The organism is Kribbella hippodromi (genome assembly GCF_039531045.1).
Taxonomy (GTDB): Bacteria; Actinomycetota; Actinomycetes; order Propionibacteriales; family Kribbellaceae; genus Kribbella; species Kribbella hippodromi.
Genome location: NZ_BAAAPH010000009.1, coordinates 180040 through 198424, shown reverse-complemented (window position 1 = coordinate 198424; position 18385 = coordinate 180040). Strand labels below are relative to the sequence as shown.

At 68.6% G+C, this 18385-nt stretch carries 19 protein-coding genes and 1 tRNA gene; 17 read left to right on the top strand and 3 right to left on the bottom strand.

The window, feature by feature from the left end:
• Window positions 1-19 precede the first annotated feature (19 nt).
• Complete coding sequence (locus tag ABD260_RS16385) at window positions 20-952, top strand: DUF1177 domain-containing protein (protein ID WP_344234395.1); 933 nt, start codon at window positions 20-22, stop codon at window positions 950-952.
• On the opposite strand, the gene ABD260_RS16380 is transcribed toward ABD260_RS16385, so the two are convergent.
• Window positions 949-1326, bottom strand: coding sequence for a VOC family protein (locus ABD260_RS16380; RefSeq protein WP_344234394.1), 378 nt, complete (start codon window positions 1324-1326; stop codon window positions 949-951). The two genes, ABD260_RS16385 and ABD260_RS16380, sit on opposite strands and share 4 nt — an antisense overlap.
• A 69-nt stretch (window positions 1327-1395) precedes the next feature.
• Between ABD260_RS16380 and ABD260_RS16375 the strand changes: the two genes are divergently transcribed.
• Genes ABD260_RS16375 through ABD260_RS16360 form a run of 4 tightly spaced genes read left to right on the top strand, consistent with a single transcriptional unit; the run spans window position 1396 to window position 3950 of the window.
• On the top strand, window positions 1396-1734 hold the full coding sequence (locus tag ABD260_RS16375; RefSeq protein ID WP_344234393.1) for a YciI family protein: 339 nt from the start codon (window positions 1396-1398) through the stop codon (window positions 1732-1734).
• Window positions 1731-2918 (top strand): RNA polymerase sigma factor, encoded by a 1188-nt coding sequence (locus ABD260_RS16370; RefSeq protein WP_344234392.1) that lies wholly within the window; start codon window positions 1731-1733, stop codon window positions 2916-2918. Before ABD260_RS16375 ends, ABD260_RS16370 begins: the two co-directional genes overlap by 4 nt.
• Before the next feature lie 19 nt (window positions 2919-2937).
• Window positions 2938-3567 (top strand): maleylpyruvate isomerase family mycothiol-dependent enzyme, encoded by a 630-nt coding sequence (locus ABD260_RS16365; protein ID WP_344234391.1) that lies wholly within the window; start codon window positions 2938-2940, stop codon window positions 3565-3567.
• The gene (locus ABD260_RS16360; RefSeq protein WP_344234390.1) at window positions 3564-3950 is read left to right on the top strand and encodes a VOC family protein; all 387 of its coding nucleotides are present in this window, start codon (window positions 3564-3566) and stop codon (window positions 3948-3950) included. The genes ABD260_RS16365 and ABD260_RS16360 overlap by 4 nt, the downstream gene beginning before the upstream one ends.
• Here the strand turns inward: ABD260_RS16360 and ABD260_RS16355 are convergent.
• On the bottom strand, window positions 3947-5467 hold the full coding sequence (locus tag ABD260_RS16355) for a serine hydrolase (RefSeq protein WP_344234389.1): 1521 nt from the start codon (window positions 5465-5467) through the stop codon (window positions 3947-3949). The genes ABD260_RS16360 and ABD260_RS16355 overlap by 4 nt on opposite strands.
• Before the next feature lie 99 nt (window positions 5468-5566).
• On the opposite strand from ABD260_RS16355, the gene ABD260_RS16350 reads away from it, so the two are divergent.
• Window positions 5567-6097 (top strand): helix-turn-helix domain-containing protein, encoded by a 531-nt coding sequence (locus ABD260_RS16350; RefSeq protein ID WP_344234388.1) that lies wholly within the window; start codon window positions 5567-5569, stop codon window positions 6095-6097.
• A gap of 66 nt (window positions 6098-6163) precedes the next feature.
• Entirely contained in the window at window positions 6164-6568 is a 405-nt protein-coding gene (locus tag ABD260_RS16345; RefSeq protein ID WP_344234387.1) for a methyltransferase family protein, read from the top strand.
• 231 nt (window positions 6569-6799) lie between these two features.
• Here the strand turns inward: ABD260_RS16345 and ABD260_RS16340 are convergent.
• Window positions 6800-6871: transfer RNA gene (locus ABD260_RS16340), tRNA-Arg, on the bottom strand.
• 176 nt (window positions 6872-7047) lie between these two features.
• Here ABD260_RS16340 and ABD260_RS16335 point away from each other — a divergent pair.
• From ABD260_RS16335 to rpmE, 10 genes are all read left to right on the top strand, one after another.
• Window positions 7048-7233 carry a PspC domain-containing protein gene (locus ABD260_RS16335; protein ID WP_344234386.1) on the top strand — a complete coding sequence of 62 codons (186 nt, stop codon included), beginning with the start codon at window positions 7048-7050 and terminating at the stop codon, window positions 7231-7233.
• A gap of 72 nt (window positions 7234-7305) precedes the next feature.
• Window positions 7306-7842: a hypothetical protein gene (locus ABD260_RS16330; RefSeq protein WP_344234385.1), complete on the top strand. Its 537-nt coding sequence runs from the start codon at window positions 7306-7308 to the stop codon at window positions 7840-7842.
• A 38-nt stretch (window positions 7843-7880) separates the two neighbouring features.
• A complete protein-coding gene (locus ABD260_RS16325; protein WP_344234384.1) occupies window positions 7881-8123 on the top strand; it encodes a FitA-like ribbon-helix-helix domain-containing protein in 243 nt (80 codons plus the stop codon).
• Complete coding sequence (locus tag ABD260_RS16320; RefSeq protein ID WP_344234383.1) at window positions 8123-8536, top strand: type II toxin-antitoxin system VapC family toxin; 414 nt, start codon at window positions 8123-8125, stop codon at window positions 8534-8536. The genes ABD260_RS16325 and ABD260_RS16320 overlap by 1 nt, the downstream gene beginning before the upstream one ends.
• Window positions 8537-8599: 63 nt before the next feature.
• On the top strand, window positions 8600-10258 hold the full coding sequence (gene argS, locus ABD260_RS16315; RefSeq protein WP_344234382.1) for an arginine--tRNA ligase: 1659 nt from the start codon (window positions 8600-8602) through the stop codon (window positions 10256-10258).
• Between the two features lie 1456 nt (window positions 10259-11714).
• Window positions 11715-12965, top strand: a complete 1251-nt coding sequence (locus ABD260_RS16305; protein WP_425553349.1) for a homoserine dehydrogenase — start codon at window positions 11715-11717, stop codon at window positions 12963-12965.
• A 4-nt stretch (window positions 12966-12969) separates the two neighbouring features.
• On the top strand, window positions 12970-14034 hold the full coding sequence (gene thrC, locus ABD260_RS16300; RefSeq protein ID WP_344234380.1) for a threonine synthase: 1065 nt from the start codon (window positions 12970-12972) through the stop codon (window positions 14032-14034).
• A gap of 1 nt (window position 14035) precedes the next feature.
• Complete coding sequence (gene thrB, locus ABD260_RS16295) at window positions 14036-15028, top strand: homoserine kinase (RefSeq protein WP_344234379.1); 993 nt, start codon at window positions 14036-14038, stop codon at window positions 15026-15028.
• Window positions 15029-15349: 321 nt separating this feature from the next.
• Entirely contained in the window at window positions 15350-17686 is a 2337-nt protein-coding gene (gene rho / locus ABD260_RS16290; protein ID WP_344234378.1) for a transcription termination factor Rho, read from the top strand.
• A 383-nt stretch (window positions 17687-18069) separates the two neighbouring features.
• A complete protein-coding gene (gene rpmE, locus ABD260_RS16285; RefSeq protein ID WP_167207944.1) occupies window positions 18070-18276 on the top strand; it encodes a 50S ribosomal protein L31 in 207 nt (68 codons plus the stop codon).
• Window positions 18277-18385 lie beyond the last annotated feature (109 nt).

Below are 18385 nucleotides of genomic sequence, written 5' to 3'. Positions count from 1 at the left end.
CTTATTCGAGGAGACACATATGCCATGGCGTGAAGTGCTTGACCTCTATGACCTACTGGATGATGCGTCGGCGTCCGGTGAGTCGGTGGCGGCCTGGCTGCGTAAGCAGGGCGTCGACGATGTCAGCGTGACGACTGTGCAGGGCGACAAGGGCAGCACCGACTTCGTTCGGGCAGTCATCCCGGGTAGCCGCGGCCGGCTCGCGGGTGGTGACGTACCGACCCTGGGCGTGATCGGCCGGCTCGGTGGGCTCGGCGCGCGCCCGGAGCGGATCGGGTTCGTGTCCGACGGCGACGGCGCGCTGGTGGCGCTCGCGGTCGCGGGCAAGCTCGGCTCGATGACGCGCCGCGGTGACCAGCTGCCCGGTGACGTGATCGTGGCGACGCATGTCTGCCCGGACGCGCCGACCCGGCCGCACGACCCGGTGCCATTCATGGACTCGCCGGTGGACGTCGGCGCGATGAACGAGCACGAGGTCGAGGCGGCGATGGAGGCGGTGCTGTCGGTCGACACCACCAAGGGCAACCGGATCGTCAACCACCACGGGTTCGCGATCTCGCCGACGGTCAAGGAAGGCTGGATTCTCCGGGTCAGCGAGGACCTGCTCGAGCTCGCGTCCCAGGTGACCGGGCGGCTGCCGGCCGTGCTGCCGCTGACGATGCAGGACATCACGCCGTACGGTAACGACGTGTACCACGTGAACTCGATCCTGCAGCCGTGTACTGCTACCGCTGCGCCGGTGGTCGGTGTCGCGATCACCACCGAGACCGCGGTACCGGGCTGTGGCACCGGCGCGACCGACCTGGCCAGTGTCGAGTCGGCCGCCCGGTTCTGTGTCGAGGCCGCGAAGAGCTACGGCGCCGGCACCTGTGAACTGTTCGACCCGGCCGACTTCGACCGGCTGACCAGCCGCTACGGCTCGATGCGGCGCTTGCAGACGATGGGTGCCTAAGAAGTTTGCCAGAGTCCCAGGACGTTGCCCTCCGGATCCTTGAAGTACGCGGCGAAGCCCATGTCGCCGACCGGCATCTTCTCGCCGACCCGCTCGCCGCCGAGACTCTCGATCGCCTTCCAGGCGGCGTCGATGTCCGGTACGTCCACGGTCAGCACCGGCCGGCTCAGCTGGTCGGTGCGCTGGAACATCCCGCCGTTGATGAAGCCGGGCTCGGACGGCATCGACTGCTCGTTCACCGGGCCGGTCGACACCATCGTGTAGTTCATCTCGGGCATCTCCATCAGGTTCCACCCGAAGGCCTCGCGGTAGAACGTCCGCGCTCGCTCACCGTCGTCGTACGGCACCTCGAAGTGCACGATTCGGCCTGTCATCGCCTGTCCCTCCCCGCCCGCGTTTCGCCGGTTCCTTCCACTCGACGCTAGACCTGCGAGGATGGCCAGGTGAAGTACCTGCTGATGATCTGTGGAGACGAATCGGCCGCGGAGCACGCCAATGACGGCTGCGGCGGCTGGACCGAGGAGATGGAGAACCGGGGTGTCGTGGTCGGCGGCGCCGGGCTGCGGCCGCCGGACGAGGCAACCACCTTGCGGGTGCGCGACGACCAGCTGCTGCTCACCGACGGGCCGTTCGCCGAGACGAAGGAGCAGATCGGCGGCTTCGTGCTGATCGACTGCGCCGATCTGGACGAGGCGATCGAGATCGCGGCCAAACATCCCGCGGCCGGCTACGGCACCATCGAGATCCGCCCACTGCTGGAACTGCCACCAGGCGTCGCGTGACGTTCGAGGACATCTACCGGGCGGAGTGGGGCCAGGTGGTCGCCACCCTGATCCGGTTGACGGGGGACTGGGAGCTGGCCGAGGAATGCGCCCAGGAGGCGTTCGCTGCCGCGCTGGAGCGGTGGCCGCGGGACGGCGTTCCGGATCGGCCCGGTGCCTGGCTGACCACGGCCGCGCGGAACCGGGCGATCGACTGGCTACGGCGCGAGGCAGTAGGTACGCAGAAGCTCCGGGAGCTCGCCGCGACTCCGGCTGAGTCCGGGCCGCCGCACGAGGTGCGGGACGACCGGCTGCGATTGATGTTCACGTGCTGCCATCCGGCACTGGCGATGGAAGCACGGGTGGCGTTGACGCTAAGGACGCTGGCTGGTTTGACTACGGCCGAGATCGCGCGGGCGTTTCTCGTACCGGAATCGACTATGTCGAAGCGATTGACCCGGGCGAAGCAGAAGATCCAGCACGCCGGCATCCCGTACCGGGTGCCGCCGGCGCATCTCCTGCCGGAGCGGACTCCTGCGGTACTGGCTGTGCTGTACCTGCTGTTCAACGAGGGGTACTCGGATGTCGTACGGTCCGCTCTGAGTGGTGAAGCGATCAGACTGGCCCGGCTGCTCGTCCAGTTGATGCCGGCCGAACCAGAGGCGGCTGGACTGCTCGCACTGATGCTCCTGCACGATGCACGTCGCGACACCCGGCTCACACCGGACGGTGTGCTCGTCACGCTGGAAGACCAGGACCGTACGCGCTGGGACCACGACCAGATCGCTGAGGGTGTCGACGTACTCGACTCTGCTCTTGGCCGTAGTGCACCGGGCCCGTACCAGGTACAGGCGGCTATCGCCGCGTGTCACGCGACCGCACCGACGGCCGCTGACACTGACTGGTCGCAGATCGCTGCCCTGTACGCCCAGCTCCCACAGACACCGGTTGTGGCGCTCAACCGTGCTGTTGCCATCGGTATGGCCGACGGGCCGGCTGTAGGGCTCCGCGTGGTCGATCAGCTCGCTGCTGGACCATTAACTGGCTACCGCCTGCTCCCAGCGACCCGTGCGGACTTCCTGCGCCGGCTGGAGCGCTGGTCCGAAGCGGCAGCCGCGTACGGGGAAGCCATCGCGCTCGCGACAACAGACGCCGAGCGCGGGTACTTGGAAAAAAGATTGCAAGAGGTGTCTGTCCGGGGCTGACCTCGTTCGTCGGTGGGGTATGACGGACATCAGAGAAGCAGTGGCAGGTGAGCGGACCGAGCTGGCGGAACTGCTCGCCGCACTGCCCGAACCGGACTGGGACAAGCCCACGCTGTGCGACGGCTGGCGGGTCCGGGAGGTCATCGCGCACATCACCATGCAGTACCGGATCTCCGGGCCGCGGTTCTTCGCCGGGCTGATGAAGGCCGGCGGCAAGTTCAACCGGTACGCCGACCGGCAGGCGCGGCAGGACGCCGCCGAGCTGTCGGCGGCCGAGCTGGTGGACTGTCTGCGGCAGAACGTGCGGCACCCGTGGAAACCACCGGGCGGCGGCTACGAGGGCGCGTTGTCGCACGACGTGATCCACGGCCTCGACGTGACCGTTGCGCTGGGCATCGACCGCCAGGTACCGCCGGACCGGCTGCGGTTCATCCTCGGCGCGATGAAGCCGCGGCTGGTCAAGTACTTCGGTGTGGACCTGTCCGGCGTACGTCTGCGCGCCACGGACCTCGACTGGTCGTACGGCGAGGGGCGCGCACTGACCGGAACCGCACAGGACCTCCTGCTGGTCGTGAGCGGCCGTACGCTGCCACCAGACCACCTGTTCGGACCGGACGCCGAGCGCTTCACCGAGGGAGTACGCCGATGATCATCAGCCTGCCGATCGCGGACCGGCCGCGTTCGTACGCCTTTTACCAGGAGGCGCTCGGCCTGAAGCCGGTCGGCGACGAACTCCACGAGGACGGCCTCCCGGAGCCGCTGCAGTTCGCTCTGGGGGAGGGGGTCAACCTGATGCTCATCCCGACCGGCGGGTTCGGCTGGGTGCTCGGCGACCAGCCTGCCGCGCCTCCTGGGCAGAGCGAGTGCATTCTCAGCCTGCATGTCGACAGCACCGACGCTGTCGACGCACTGGCCGCCAAAGCGGTGGCCGCCGGGGCAGTGCAGGTGACCGCGCCCACCCGGAAGCCATGGGCGTACCTGGCCACCTTCACCGACCCGGACGGGCATCTGTGGATGGTGGAGACCGCTTAGAGCACGCGGGTGTGGAGCTTGGCTACTGAGGAGGTGGACTGGCGGCTGCCGGCTGGGTGCCAGCGGAAGAGGCGGCCGCCGTAGCGCAGCCACTCCACCCGGCCGTTGTTACCGCGGACGAAGTTGGCGCGAGTGTGGGTGGGAGTGCCGTCTGGCGCGAGTGCCAGTACGTAGTCCTTGCGGTAGAAGGCGAACCGGCTCCCCACCTGTCCACCCAGGCTCACCGTCAGCTGCCCGTCGTCAGCAGCGAGGTCCAGTGTGATGTCCTCCGGTTTGCCGTCAAAGCCGATCTGCTGGGCCACGTACGTACCCACGTACTCCGCCAGGCGACGCGGCGGAAGCGACTGCGGTACTGCGGGCAGGTTGTTGAGGCCTGCGAACTCCTGCAGAGCCCAGTCATCGGCAAACAGCTCCGCCACCAGCGCGGGACCGCTCTCCGAGTTGGTGAGCAGCGTGATCGCGAAGTCCCGCTGCGGTACGAACAGGAACCCGGAGTGCTGCCCTGACCAGTCACCACCGTGCTGTACGACCAGCGGGCCCTGCGCTGTCGGCCGCAGCATCCAGCTGACGCCGACACCATTCAGCTCGACGAACAGCGTGCCGCCAGGCCCTGGGTGCGACTGCATGGCCAGTCGGCCGCGCTCACTCAGCAGCTGGGGGAGTGCGCGGTGCCCAAGGTGGTACCGCGCGTACCGGAGCTGGTCCCGGGGGCTGGAGATGAGACCACCGGCCGCATGCAAGCCCCGGGGGACTCGGTCGAAGGACGGCTCCACCACCGGCTTGCCGTTCACGATGTTGTGCGACGCGGCGACGCTGAAGCCGGTCAGTTCGCTCCGGAAGTACCGGCTGTGCGCCAGGCCCAGTGGGTCGATCACCAGTTCGCGGACGGCGGTCTCGTACGGCTTCCCGTACACCACCTCGAGAATCCGCCCGGCCACGCCGATCGCCGCGTTGTTGTACGAGAACACCTTCCCGAGCGGTGTGAGCTGCGGGACCTTCGTCATGTCCGCGATGTACTTCGCCAGCGCCTGGTCGCCGTCACCGGTGTCCTCGAAGTAGTCGCCCTGCCAGCCGGCCGAGTGGTTCAGCAGCTGGCGTACGGTGACGCGCGCCGCGACCGAAGCATCCTGCGTCGCGAACTCCGGCAGGTACGCGCGCACCGGCCGATCCAGGCTGATCCGGCCGCGCTCGACCAGCCGCATGATCGCGGTGGCGGTGAACGTCTTGGTGGTCGACCCGATCCGGAACACCGTGTCGGCGGAGACGGGTTCCTTGGTGTCCACGCTGGTCACGCCGAACCCGCGAACGTACTCGCGGCCGCGGTACCAAACCCCCAGCCCCACCCCGGGAATGGCGTACTTCGCCATCCCCGCCTCGATCTTGTCGGCCAGGCGCCCGATCCCCACAGGCTCACGCAACCCACGAGCGGACGCGGGCAACGCCGGCGCCGTGGGCAGCGCGGCAAGGGGGACGGCAACAGCAGCAGACTTCAGCACGGCACGACGAGTGAGCGACACGTCAGATCTCCTAGGGCGAAGTAAATGCTTCCAGTGCCGCTATTATTACCACCAATGGTATCAATGACATACCCTGAAAGATCCCTGATGGAGTGCCTGATGGAGGAGTCGCAGACCCCGGTGCTGGACGTCCTGCTGCACCCGGTCCGCTTGCGCATCGTGCAGCGCGTGCTCGGTCGCGAGGTGACCACGACCGACCTGAAACGCGACCTGCCGGACATCCCGGCCACCACGCTCTACCGCCACGTCGCCGCCCTGATCGACGCCGGCTACCTGACTGTGCTCCGCGAACGGAAGATCCGCGGCACCACCGAACGCACCCTGGGCCTCGACAAGACCAAGGGCCACATGGACCAGCACGAGGCCCGCGCCATGACGCCCGACCAGCACCGCCAGCTGTTCCTGATGATGCTCACCAGACTCGCCGCCGACTTCGACCGGGTCATCGAATCCGGCGACCTCTACCCCCGCATGGACCACCTCGGCTACCTGCAACTGGCCCTCTACCTGACCCCCGAAGACATGACCACCTTCCGCACCGAGTTCCACGCCCTCGTAGAGCCCTACCTCCAAGACGCCCCCGGCCGCGCCCGAGTAGCCCTGACCCTCTTCGCCCTCCCCGACAGCTGACGGTTCTTCGCGGCCGGGGTGTGCGAGACTGGAACCGCCGGTATCAGGGCAGTGATCGTTGTCCTGGTGATCTTGCTGAACCGTCTGGGAGTCCTGCGCGGCCACCGACTCACCACGTCTCCCTGGCGGGTCGGTCTGGGCCTCGCCCTGCTCGTTCTCGGGTTCTGCATCTGGGCCCGCGTGCACATCGGCCGCAACTGGGGCACCCCGATGACACAGAAGAACGAACCGGAACTGGTCACCAGCGGCCCTTATCGCCTGGTCCGCCACCCGATCTACTCAGGCATCCTGGTCGCCGCCATCGGCACCGCAGTGGCACTGAGCTGGACCTGGCTGACCATCGTCGCACTGGCCGCCATCTACTTCATCTACAGCGCCACCGTCGAAGAGCGCTACCTGACCGAACAATTCCCCGACGCCTACCCACCCTACAAACGCACAACCAAGATGCTAGTCCCCTTCACCCTCTAACAGACCACACACCCCAGCACCACCCACACCCCAACAAGCACATCCCGCGCCTACCCCACCAAAGAACACCCAGGGCGCAGCCCAACAAAGAACATCCCGGCCAAGCACACGGCGTGGGGGGTCCGGGGGGCGAAGCCCCGCCGGGCGGGGCCTGGGGGTTGCACCCCCAGAAAACACAACGAGCGATCCAAGTGCGAGCACCACCCGCACACAGATCGCCCAGATCGCTCGCGCCCCCGGCAGGATTCGAACCTGCGCACCCGCCTCCGGAGGGCGGTGCTCTATCCCCTGAGCTACGGGGGCTCAGGAACGAGCAGAACAGTAGCAGGAAGTTCGGTGAATGCCCGAATCGGGGCGGTGACCGGCGCGCTCCAGGTTCACCCTGAGTGAACCCTGGACCCTCGGTGCGTCGGGATCGGTTCGGTGCCGGGTGTCGTCATAGTGGACGTAAGGCTCACGGTGGAAAGGAAACGGAACTCATGGCTAGCTCTCTGGTCCGCCCGTCCAACAACCGCTGGATCGGTGGTGTCTGTGCCGGACTCGCTCGCCGGTTCGGTATCTCCGCGAACACGATGCGGCTGATCTTCGTCGTCAGCTGTCTGCTGCCCGGCCCACAGTTCCTCATCTACATCGCCCTGTGGATCATCATGCCGTCGGAGCGCTGACCGGCGCCCGGCCGCAGTACTGGCTGACCCCGGCGGCGGGCCGCGCCGGTGCCACATGGCAACCTGCTGTGCATGCGAGCAGGCAAGTGGCACCGGGCGGGGCCGGCGACGGCCGCCCTCCTGCTCGCAACCGCCCTGGCCAGCGCCTGCGGCGTCACCCCTGCCCAACCAGCGACCGCCGACTTGCGCACGACCCCACCGCCTTGGGACGCCCCTCGCGACGCGGTCTCCTACATCGACAAGGCCGGCTTCGAGCGCCTCCCGCTCGACTTCTCCGGCCCGTCCCCGTACACCCTCACCATCTCGGTCACGGTCGACGGCAAACCCGTCCAAGTACCAGCAGGCATCGGCGTAGACCGCCTGCGCGCGGAGCAGGCCGCCGTACACACCCACACCACCGACGGCGTGATCTGGGTCGAGTCGAAGTCCGCTTCCGACCGCCCCACCCTCGCCCAGTTCTTCACCCTCTGGGGCCTCCGCTACACCCCAACCTGCCTCGCCAACGCCTGCACCACCCTCACCATCACCACCAACAACACCCCATCCCCCTGGAACACCCCGCTGCTTCCCAACAGCCACCTGACCGTCACCGTACGCAGCCAGGGCTGAGCGACTGCTATCATTGATAGCGAGGGAGGTGGTCCGGGATGGCGTCGATCATCGTGCGCAATCTGGATGACAAGGTGAAGCATCGTCTCCGGGTCCGGGCGGCCCGGCACGGCCGCTCGATGGAGGCGGAGGCCCGGGCCATCATCGTCGAGGCCATCGGTACCGACGAGGACGAGCCGAACATTCTGCAGCGGTTGCACGAGCGGTTCAGTGAGCTCGGTGGTGTCGAGCTGGACATCCCGCCGCGCAGCCGTACGCACCGGGACGTTGACTTCGACTGATGATCGTGTTCGACACGAACGTAGCTTCCGAGTTGATGAAGGCAGCGCCGGATCCGGCCGTGACGAGCTGGTACGCCACGCACAGCTCGATGGGCTTGTACACAACGGCCATCACCGTCGCCGAGATCCGGTACGGGATCGCGCGGCTGCCGTCCGGCCGGCGGAGAACCGTGCTGTCGGAGGCGGCCGCCGAGATCTTCGCGGAGTTCGCCGATTCGATCCTGCCGTTCGACGCGGCGGCAGCGGAGGTGTACCCGGAGGTGGTGATCGGCCGCGAGCGGGCCGGCCTCCCGATCGACGAGGCCGATGCTCAGATCGCGGCGATCTGCCGGTTGGCGGACGCCGCTCTGGCGACTCGCAACACCAAGGACTTCGTCGGCACGGGACTCGAACTGGTCAACCCCTGGGAGTGACGGCCGTACCGGGCTGTGGATGGGGAGTCAAGGGAATGGGTGGGGGCCCATTAGGCTGAGGCGGTGACTCCGGAACAGCTCGCTGAGAAGATCTTGCAGGCCCTGGCTGCGCTCGCCGACGACGGGACCATCACCGTCGAGGGTGGGCTGCCGCGCGAGCTGAAGGTCGAGCGGCCCAAGAACCCCGAGCACGGGGACTACGCAACCAACGTCGCGATGCAGCTCGGGAAGCGCGCGGGGCTGAATCCGCGGCAGTTCGCCGAGCTGCTGGCGGTCAAGCTCCGCGACGACGAGGCGATCACCGCGGTGGAGATCGCCGGGCCGGGGTTCATCAACCTGCGGGTCGCGGCCGATGCCCAGGGCAAGGTCGCGCAGTCGATCCTGGCGGCCGGCGTGGCGTACGGGACGTCCGACAGCCTGCACGGCCGGACCATCAATCTCGAGTTCATCTCGGCGAACCCGACCGGTCCGCTGCACCTCGGCCACACCCGCTGGGCCGCTGTCGGCGACGCGCTGGCGCGGGTGCTGACCGCGGCCGGCGCGAGCGTGAAGCGCGAGTTCTACATCAACGACCGCGGCAACCAGATGGACAAGTTCGGCGCCAGCCTGCGGGCCGCCGCGCACGGTCAGCCGATTCCCGAGGACGGGTACCACGGTGAGTACATCCTGGACCTGGCGAAGCGGATCGTCGCCGAGGTGCCGGGGATCACGGAGCTGCCGGCCGACGAGCAGCCGGTCGCGTTCCGCGAAGCCGGGTACGAGCGGCAGCTGAAGGAGCAGCAGGACCAGCTGGAGCACTTCCGGACCAAGTTCGACGTCTGGTTCTCGGAGCGCAGCCTGCACGAGCAGGACGGCGTACCGCACGCGATCCAGAAGCTCCGCGAGCAAGGCCACCTGTACGACGCCGACGACGCGCTCTGGATGCGGACCACGGACTTCTCCGACGACAAGGACCGGGTCCTGATCCGTACGAACGGCGAGCCGACGTACTTCGCCTCCGACGCCGCGTACTACGTGAACAAGCGCGAGCGTGGTTTCGAAACCTGCATCTACTTGCTCGGCGCCGACCACCACGGGTACGTGAACCGGCTGAAGGCGATCGCCGCCTGTGCTGGTGACGACCCCGAGCACAACATCGAGATCCTCATTGGTCAGCTCGTGAAGATCCTCAAGGGCGGCCAGGAGATGCGGCTGTCGAAGCGGGCCGGCACGATCGTCACGCTCGCCGAGCTGGTCGAGGAGGGCGGCGTCGACGCGCTCCGCTACACGCTCTGCCGCTACCCGGCCGACTCCCCGCTGACGCTGGACATCGAGGAGATGACCAAGCAGGCCAGCGAGAACCCGGTCTTCTACGTCCAGTACGCGCATGCCCGCCTCGCCTCGATCCTGCGGAACGCGGACGATCTCGGCATCAAGCTGGACGAGTTCGATCCGGGGCTGCTGGACCATGAGCGCGAGGGCGATCTGCTCCGCGCGCTGGCCGAGTTCCCGCGCGTCGTCGCCACCGCCGCCGAGCTCCGCGAGCCGCACCGGATCGCGCGCTACCTGGAGGACACCGCGTCGGCGTTCCACAAGTTCTACGACAGCTGCCGCGTGCTGCCGCGCGGCGACGAGGAGGTGGAGCCGGTGCACAAGGCTCGCCTGACCCTGGTCTCCGCGACCCGGACCGTGCTCGCCAACGGGCTCGACCTGCTCGGCGTCTCCGCTCCGGAGCGGATGTGAGGGCGCACGAGGCGGGCGCGCTGCACGCCGACCTCGGCCACCGGGCACCGCCCTGGCTGCGCGCTCCCCGCGACCCCAACGAGCTGGTCCCTTCGCTCTGGTCGATGAACGCGAAGAAGGACGCCGAAGGCGCGCTCGTGGTCGGCGGGGTCGACGTCCGCGATCTCGTCGCCGAGCACGGCAGCCCGGCCTACGTACTGGACGAGGACGACTTCCGGGCCCGCGCCCGCGCCTTCAAGCACGCGTTCAAGGGCGTCGACGTGTACTACGCGGGCAAGGCCTTTCTCTGTACGACCGTCGTCCGCTGGGTGATGGAAGAGGGCCTGAACCTCGACATCTGCAGCGGCGGCGAGCTGGCCGTCGCGCTCCGGGCCGGCGCGGATCCGAAGCGGCTCGGGTTCCACGGCAACAACAAGTCCGAGGCCGAGCTGGGCCGGGCGCTGGACGCCGGCGTCGGCCGGATCGTGGTCGACTCGCAGTTCGAGATCACCCGGCTGATCGAGCTGGCCAAGGAGCGTGGCGTGGTCGCGCCGGTGATGGTCCGGGTCACGGCCGGCGTCGAGGCGCACACCCACGCGTACATCGCGACCGCGCACGAGGACCAGAAGTTCGGCTTCTCGATCACCTCCGGCGCGGCCTTCGAAGCCGTTGCCCGGATCAACGAAGCGCCGGAGCTCGAGCTGCTCGGCCTGCACTCGCACATCGGTTCGCAGATCTTCGACTCGTCCGGGTTCGAGGTGGCCGCGAAGCGCGTGATCGCCTTGCACGCAAGGGTTTCCGAGGAGATCGGCGTGGACATGCCGGAGCTCGACCTGGGCGGCGGGTTCGGCATCGCGTACACCACCCAGGACGACCCGTCGGACCCGGCCCAGCTGGCCACCGAGATGGGCAAGATCGTCGAGCACGAGTGCCACGAGCACGACATCCCGGTCCCGCAAGTGTCGGTCGAGCCCGGTCGCGCGATCGTCGGCCCGGCGATGTGCACGGTGTACTCGGTCGGCACCGTCAAGGAGGTCGAGCTGGACGCCGGCGCGGCCCGGACGTACGTGTCCGTGGACGGCGGGATGAGCGACAACATCCGCACCGCGCTGTACGACGCCGACTACTCCTGCACGCTCGCGAACCGGTACTCGTCCACCGAGCCGACGCTGGCCCGGGTGGTCGGGAAGCACTGCGAGGCCGGTGACATCGTGGTCAAGGACGAGTTCCTGCCCGCCGACGTCCGGCCCGGCGACCTGATCGCGGTCCCCGGCACCGGCGCGTACTGCCGGTCGATGGCGAGCAACTACAACCACGTACCGCGGCCGCCGGTGATCGCGGTCAAGGACGGCCGAGCGCGGAAGTCGGAGGCCAAGCGGTCTTAGGAAGACAACTCACAAGACCAACTCCTTGGCTCACAGAACGACATGGCTACGATCCGACTTAGCCGCTCAAGGTCGGCCTGCTCGGTTGTGGTGTGGTCGGCACCGAAGTGGTGCGGATCCTGACCGAGCAGGCGGATCATCTCGCGGCCCGGGTCGGGGCCCGGCTGGAGATCGCCGGGATCGCCGTCCGCCGGGCCGGGCGGGCCCGCGACATCGCGGTCGACCCGGCGCTGGTGACGACCGACGCGCAGGCGCTGGTGTCCCGCGGTGACCTCGACCTGGTGATCGAGGTGATCGGTGGGATCGAGCCCGCCCGCGGCCTGATCCTGACCGCGCTGGAGCACGGCGCCTCGGTCGTGACGGCGAACAAGGCCCTGCTCGCCGAGGACGGCCCGACGCTCTTCGCGGCCGCGGAGAAGTACCAGCGCGACCTGTACTTCGAGGCCGCCGTGGCCGGCGCGATCCCGATCCTGCGGCCGCTGCGCGAGTCGCTCGCCGGTGACGACGTGATCCGGGTGATGGGCATCGTCAACGGCACCACGAACTACATCCTGGACAAGATGGACAGCACCGGCGCCGGCTTCGACGAGTCGCTCGAAGAGGCGCAGGCGCTCGGGTACGCCGAGGCCGACCCGACCGCGGACATCGAGGGGTTCGACGCGGCCGCGAAGGCGGCGCTGCTGGCCAGCCTGGCGTTCCACACCCGGGTCTCGATCGCCGACGTGCACCGGGAGGGCATCACCGAGGTGACCGCGACCGACATCACCTCCGCCCGGGAGATGGGCTGTGTGGTGAAGTCGCTGGCGATCTGCGAGCTGGACGAGCGGACCGACTCGGTCAGCGCCCGGGTGTACCCGGCGATGATCCCGCTGACGCATCCGCTGGCCAACGTCCGGGACGCGTACAACGCCGTCTTCGTGGAAAGCAAAGCGGCCGGGCAGCTGATGTTCTATGGTCGTGGTGCCGGCGGCGCCCCGACGGCCAGTGCTGTCCTCGGGGATCTGGTGTCCGCCGCGCGCAACCGGCTCAAGGGTGTGCCGGGGGTCGGCGAGTCGTCGTACACCCAGCGGGCCGTGCGGCCGATGGGCGAGGCGATGACCCGCTACCACGTGTCGCTGGACGTGGCCGACAAGGCCGGTGTGCTGGCGGCGGTGGCCCACGCGTTCTCCGAGCACGACGTGTCGATCCAGACCGTCCGTCAGGAGGGCCGGGGCAGTGACGCGCAGCTGGTGGTGGTCACCCACACCGCGACCGATGCCGCGTTGTCCGCGACCGTGGAGTCCTTGCGGGACATGGACATCGTCCGTGAAGTCAGCAGTGTGATGCGGGTAGAAGGCGAGTAATTCAATGGTGCACCAGTGGCGCGGCGTGATCGAGGAATACAGAGACCGGCTTCCCGTCTCGGCGGACACGCCGGTGGTCACGCTCGGCGAGGGCGGCACGCCGCTGGTGGCCGCGCAGTGGCTGAGCGAGCAGACCGGCTGCGAGGTCTGGCTGAAGGTCGAGGGCAACAACCCGACCGGCTCGTTCAAGGACCGCGGCATGACGGTGGCGATCTCGCTCGCGGCGCAGGCCGGCGACAAGGCGGTGGTGTGCGCGTCGACCGGAAACACCTCCGCGTCGGCCGCCGCGTACGCCGTACGCGCCGGAATGCTCCCGTTGGTGCTGATCCCCGCTGGGCGGATCGCGAAGGGCAAGCTCGCGCAGGCCGTCGTGCACGGCGCCAAGCTGGTGCAGATCGACGGCAGCTTCGACGACTGCCTGCGGATCGTGCGGGAGCTCGGCAAGAACTATCCGGTCGCCCTGGTGAACTCGGTGAACCCGGTCCGGCTGGAAGGGCAGAAGACCGCGGCGTTCGAGGTGTGCGACGCGCTCGGCGATGCTCCGGACCTGCATCTGCTTCCGGTCGGCAACGCCGGCAACATCGCGGCGTACTGGAAGGGTTACCAGGAGTACGCCAAGGACAAGCTGGCTACCCGTACTCCGAAGATGTGGGGGTTCCAGGCGGCCGGCGCGGCGCCGATCGTGCGGGGCGCGATCGTCGAGCGGCCGGACACGCTGGCGACCGCGATCCGGGTCGGCAACCCGGCCTCCTGGACGCTGGCCGAGGCCGCGCGGGACGAGTCCGGCGGGCGGATCGAGAGCGTCACCGACGAGCAGATCATGGCCGCGCAGGGTGAGCTGGCCGCGCGCGAAGGGGTGTTCGTCGAGCCGGCGTCCGCGGCCGGGGTCGCCGGTCTGCTGCACGCCAAGGCGCAGGGCTGGCTGCCGGGCGGCTCGACGGTGGTGATCACCGTCACCGGCCACGGCCTGAAGGACATCGACACCGCGCTCGACCACGCGGCCGTCGACAAGTCCCCGGTCACCCCCGCCGACACCGACGCCGTCGCGCGCGTCGCCGGTCTGTCCTGAGATGCCGGCAGCGGAAATGGACGGCCAGGAAGCAGACGGGCGCCGGCGGCCGTGTGACCAGGTACGGGTCCGGGTGCCCGCGACGAGTGCGAACCTCGGCCCCGGCTTCGATGCCTTCGGTCTCGCGCTGACGCTGTACGACGACCTGGTCGTGACCCCAGGTGGATCCGGGATCACCGTTCAGGTCACGGGCGAGGGCGAAAACGACGTACCACTGGACGAAACGCACCTCGTGGTGCGATCGATCCGGGCCGGGCTCGAGGCGCTGGATGCCCCGGTGCCCGGCTTCACCCTTCGCTGCGAGAACCGGATTCCGCACGGCCGCGGACTCGGCTCGTCCTCGGCCGCAATCGTCGGCGGACTGGCGGCGGCGTACGCGTTGGCGGGCGTCCCGCTCGACCGCGATCGCCTCGTCGTCCTGGCGAACGAGCTCGAAGGCCACCCCGACAACGTCGCGGCCGCTGCCCTTGGCGGTTTCACCATCGCCTGGACCGAAAGCGGAGTGCCGAATCCAGGTGGCCGCGCGATCAAGCTGGAGCCGGCCGGAATCGCCGCGATCGCTTATGTACCTGACAATCGGGTGCTCACCAAGGAGGCGCGCGGGCTCCTTCCGGGCGTTGTTTCCCACACCGACGCGGCGGCCAACGCCGGAAAGGCCGCCTTGCTGGTCGCGGCGCTGACCGGGCACCCCGAGCTGTTGCTGACGGCGACCGAGGACCTGCTGCACCAGGAGTACCGCGAGCCGGCCATGCCGGAGAGCCTCGCGCTGGTGCACAAGCTGCGCGGGAGTGGTCTGGCCGCGATCATCAGCGGCGCCGGGCCGACGGTCGCCGTGCTCGCCCAGCCGGATGGCAAAACCGCAGGTCAGGGCGCTGGTTCCGGTGGCCGGGCGGTGTCGTTCCGGGGTGCGCCGGAGGCACCGGACGGTTGGACCAGGTACGAGCTGGGGATCGATCCAGTCGGCGTACAGGTCTGGTCGATGGAAGCCGGCTGAGGCGGGGAATGCCGCGCGGCTGACACGCGTTGTACCCCTCGGGTCGGCAGAAGGACCTGTAGTGGTGCTAGTCTCGACTCACCCGATCCCCTCCAGGTGATCGGTGAACTCTCGTCACGATCCGGGCTGTGCTCCCGGCACCCTGTGTTGTGTGGCGACCCTCCTGTGGATGTGACCTTGCGCCGCCTGCGTCGGAGATGTCCGGGGGGACTCAGATCGAGCGAGAGCCTCTTGTATCCCACGTGCCCGTTGTGTGGTCGTGGGTGAAATTCGGTCGGTGAGCCTTTCGGACGCCGACGATCCGTGTGGGAAGGACCTCACGTGACAGAAACTGTTGAAGCCTCCAGCGGAGCAGACGCCGCGGCCGGTACCGCGTCGCGTCGCCGGAAAGCTGGTGGCGGCCTCGAGGGCATGCTGCTCCCCGAGCTGAAGCAGCTCGCCGGGACGCTCGGCATCAAGGGCACCGGCGCGCTGCGCAAGGGCCAGCTGATCGAGGCGATCAAGGCCGCTCAGGGCGGCGGTTCCGGCGGTTCCGCCGGGGCTTCCGCGGGCGGTGCGACCGGGGGTTCCCGGGCGAAGGCTCCGGCCGGCCGGCCGACGCAGCCGACGCTCGACGAGGCCGCCGAGTCCACGAACTCCGCGCCGGCCAAGTCCGCCGCCGCGAAGTCGGCGCCGGCCAAGCGCGAAGGTGGCAGCCGCCGGACCCGCGCCGCGGCCCAGAAGGACGCCGGGACCGACGTACCGCCGTCCGATGCCGCGCAGCCGGCCGCTGGCGCCGCTGGCACCACCGCCTCCGCTGTTGGCGAGGCTTCTGTGGTGAAGGCGCAGGGTGCGCAGGCGGAGAACGCCGCGCAGAACGGCGCGGGTGCACAGCATGGCGCTGCTGCCCAGAACAGCACCCTGAACGCGCAGGGCAGCACGTCCGCGCAGAACGGTGCCGCTGAGCGCGCCGAGACGCGTACGGACGACCGGGCCGATGACCGCGGTGACAACCAGAACCGCAACCGTGCCCGCGACAACAGCCGCGACAGCCGGGGCGATCAGCGGAGCCGCGACAACCAGAGCCGGGACGCGAGCCGGGACGGTCAGCGCGACAACCGTGACGGCGGTCGTGAAAGTGGCCGTGACAGCGGTCGTGAGAGTGGTCGTGACAACAACCGGGACAACCGCGGCGACAACCAGCGGAGCCGGGCCGACCAGAACGCGGACCGCACCTCGGACCGCAACACCGACCGGAGCTCGGACCGCAACACTGACCGGAGCTCGGACCGGGGCACCGACCGGGGCAACAGCCGGAACGACGACCGGGGCGAGGAAGGCGAGGGCCGCCGGCGGCGTCGCCGGGGGCGCGACCGGGACCGGAACCGCGACGGCCAGACCGGCAACCGCGACGGCCGGGACGGTCGCGACGGCCGGGACGGTGGCCGGGACCGCGACAACAGCCGGAGCCGTGGCCGCGGCGAGCGGTACGACACCGAGCCGACGATCAGCGAGGACGACGTCCTCGTCCCCGCGGCCGGCATCCTGGACGTCCTCGACAACTACGCGTTCGTCCGGACCAGCGGCTACCTGCCCGGCCCGAACGACGTGTACGTCGCGCTCTCGATGGTCAAGCGCTACGGCCTCCGCAAGGGTGACGCGATCACCGGCGCGGTGAAGCAGCCGCAGGAGGGCGAGCGCAAGGAGAAGTTCAACCCGCTGGTCCGGATCGACACCGTCAACGGTGCGGACCCGGAGATCGCCAAGCAGCGGCAGGACTTCAACAAGCTCACCCCGCTGTACGCGACCGAGCGGCTCCGGCTGGAGACCGAACCGGGCATCCTGACCACCCGGATCGTCGACATCGTCAGCCCGATCGGCAAGGGCCAGCGCGGCCTGATCGTCTCGCCGCCGAAGGCCGGTAAGACGATGGTGCTGCAGGCGCTCGCGAACGCGATCACCACGAACAACCCCGAAGTACACCTGATGGTCGTGCTGGTGGACGAGCGGCCCGAAGAGGTCACCGACATGCAGCGTACGGTCAAGGGTGAGGTCATCGCCTCCACCTTCGACCGGCCGGCCGACGACCACACCACGGTCGCGGAGCTGGCGATCGAGCGGGCGAAGCGGCTGGTGGAGCTCGGGCATGACGTGGTCGTGCTGCTCGACTCGATCACCCGGCTCGGACGCGCGTACAACATCGCGGCGCCGGCCAGCGGGCGGATCCTGTCCGGTGGGGTGGACTCGTCCGCGCTGTACCCGCCGAAGCGGTTCTTCGGTGCGGCCCGGAACATCGAGGACGGCGGCTCGCTGACCATCCTCGCCACCGCGCTGATCGAGACCGGCTCGAAGATGGACGAGGTGATCTTCGAGGAGTTCAAGGGCACCGGCAACATGGAGCTCCGGCTGCGCCGCGAGTTCGCCGACCGGCGGATCTTCCCGGCCATCGACGTGGTCGCCTCCGGCACGCGCCGCGAGGAACTGCTGATGTCCAAGGACGAGACCCAGGTGGTCTGGAAGCTGCGCCGCGTACTGTCCGCCCTGGACGGCCAGGCGGCACTCGAACTCCTGATCGGCAAGCTCAAGGAGAGCAAGTCGAACATCGAGTTCCTGCTGCAGGTGAACAAGACAACCCCGTCCACCGGTGGTACCACCCACAGCACCACCAACGGCGACTGAGAAAAGACGGTTGGGGTGGGGTGGTCAACAAAACCACCCCGTCCACCGGCACGACGCACAGCACCACCAACGGCGACTGAGAAAAGACGGTTGGGGTGGGGTGGTCAACAAAACCACCCCGTCCACCGGTACGACGCACAGCACCACCAACGGCGACTGAGCCACGCCCCACCGCCGTGCCATTTCAGAGGTTCACCTGTGAGATTGCGCCTTAGTGCCCCGCATGCGGGGCAGTAAGGGGCGGTTTTGGGGGTTAACCACTGAAATGGCGGTGGGGGCCGGATTTCCGGTGGGGTGGCGGGGCATGGCAGACTGGATAGCTGGTTCCGGTTCACGTTCGTACCGTGCGGACGACCCGGGGCACCTGAACCTAGGAGACTGTTTTGAAGAGCGACATCCACCCGACGTACGTGGAGACCACGGTGACCTGCACCTGTGGCGCCACGTTCACCACGCACTCGACCGCGGAGAACGGTGTGATTCACGCCGACGTGTGCTCGCAGTGCCACCCCTTCTACACCGGTAAGCAGAAGATCCTCGACACCGGTGGCCGGGTCGCCCGCTTCGAGAAGCGGTACGCGAAGAAGTAGTTGTCGAAAGCTCTGGGCGAGGTGTGCCTGCGGACTGCGCAGGCCACCTCGCTTTCGCGTGTCGTGCGGCGCGCTTCGCTTGCCGCGAGCGGGGGCTCCGCCACCCGCA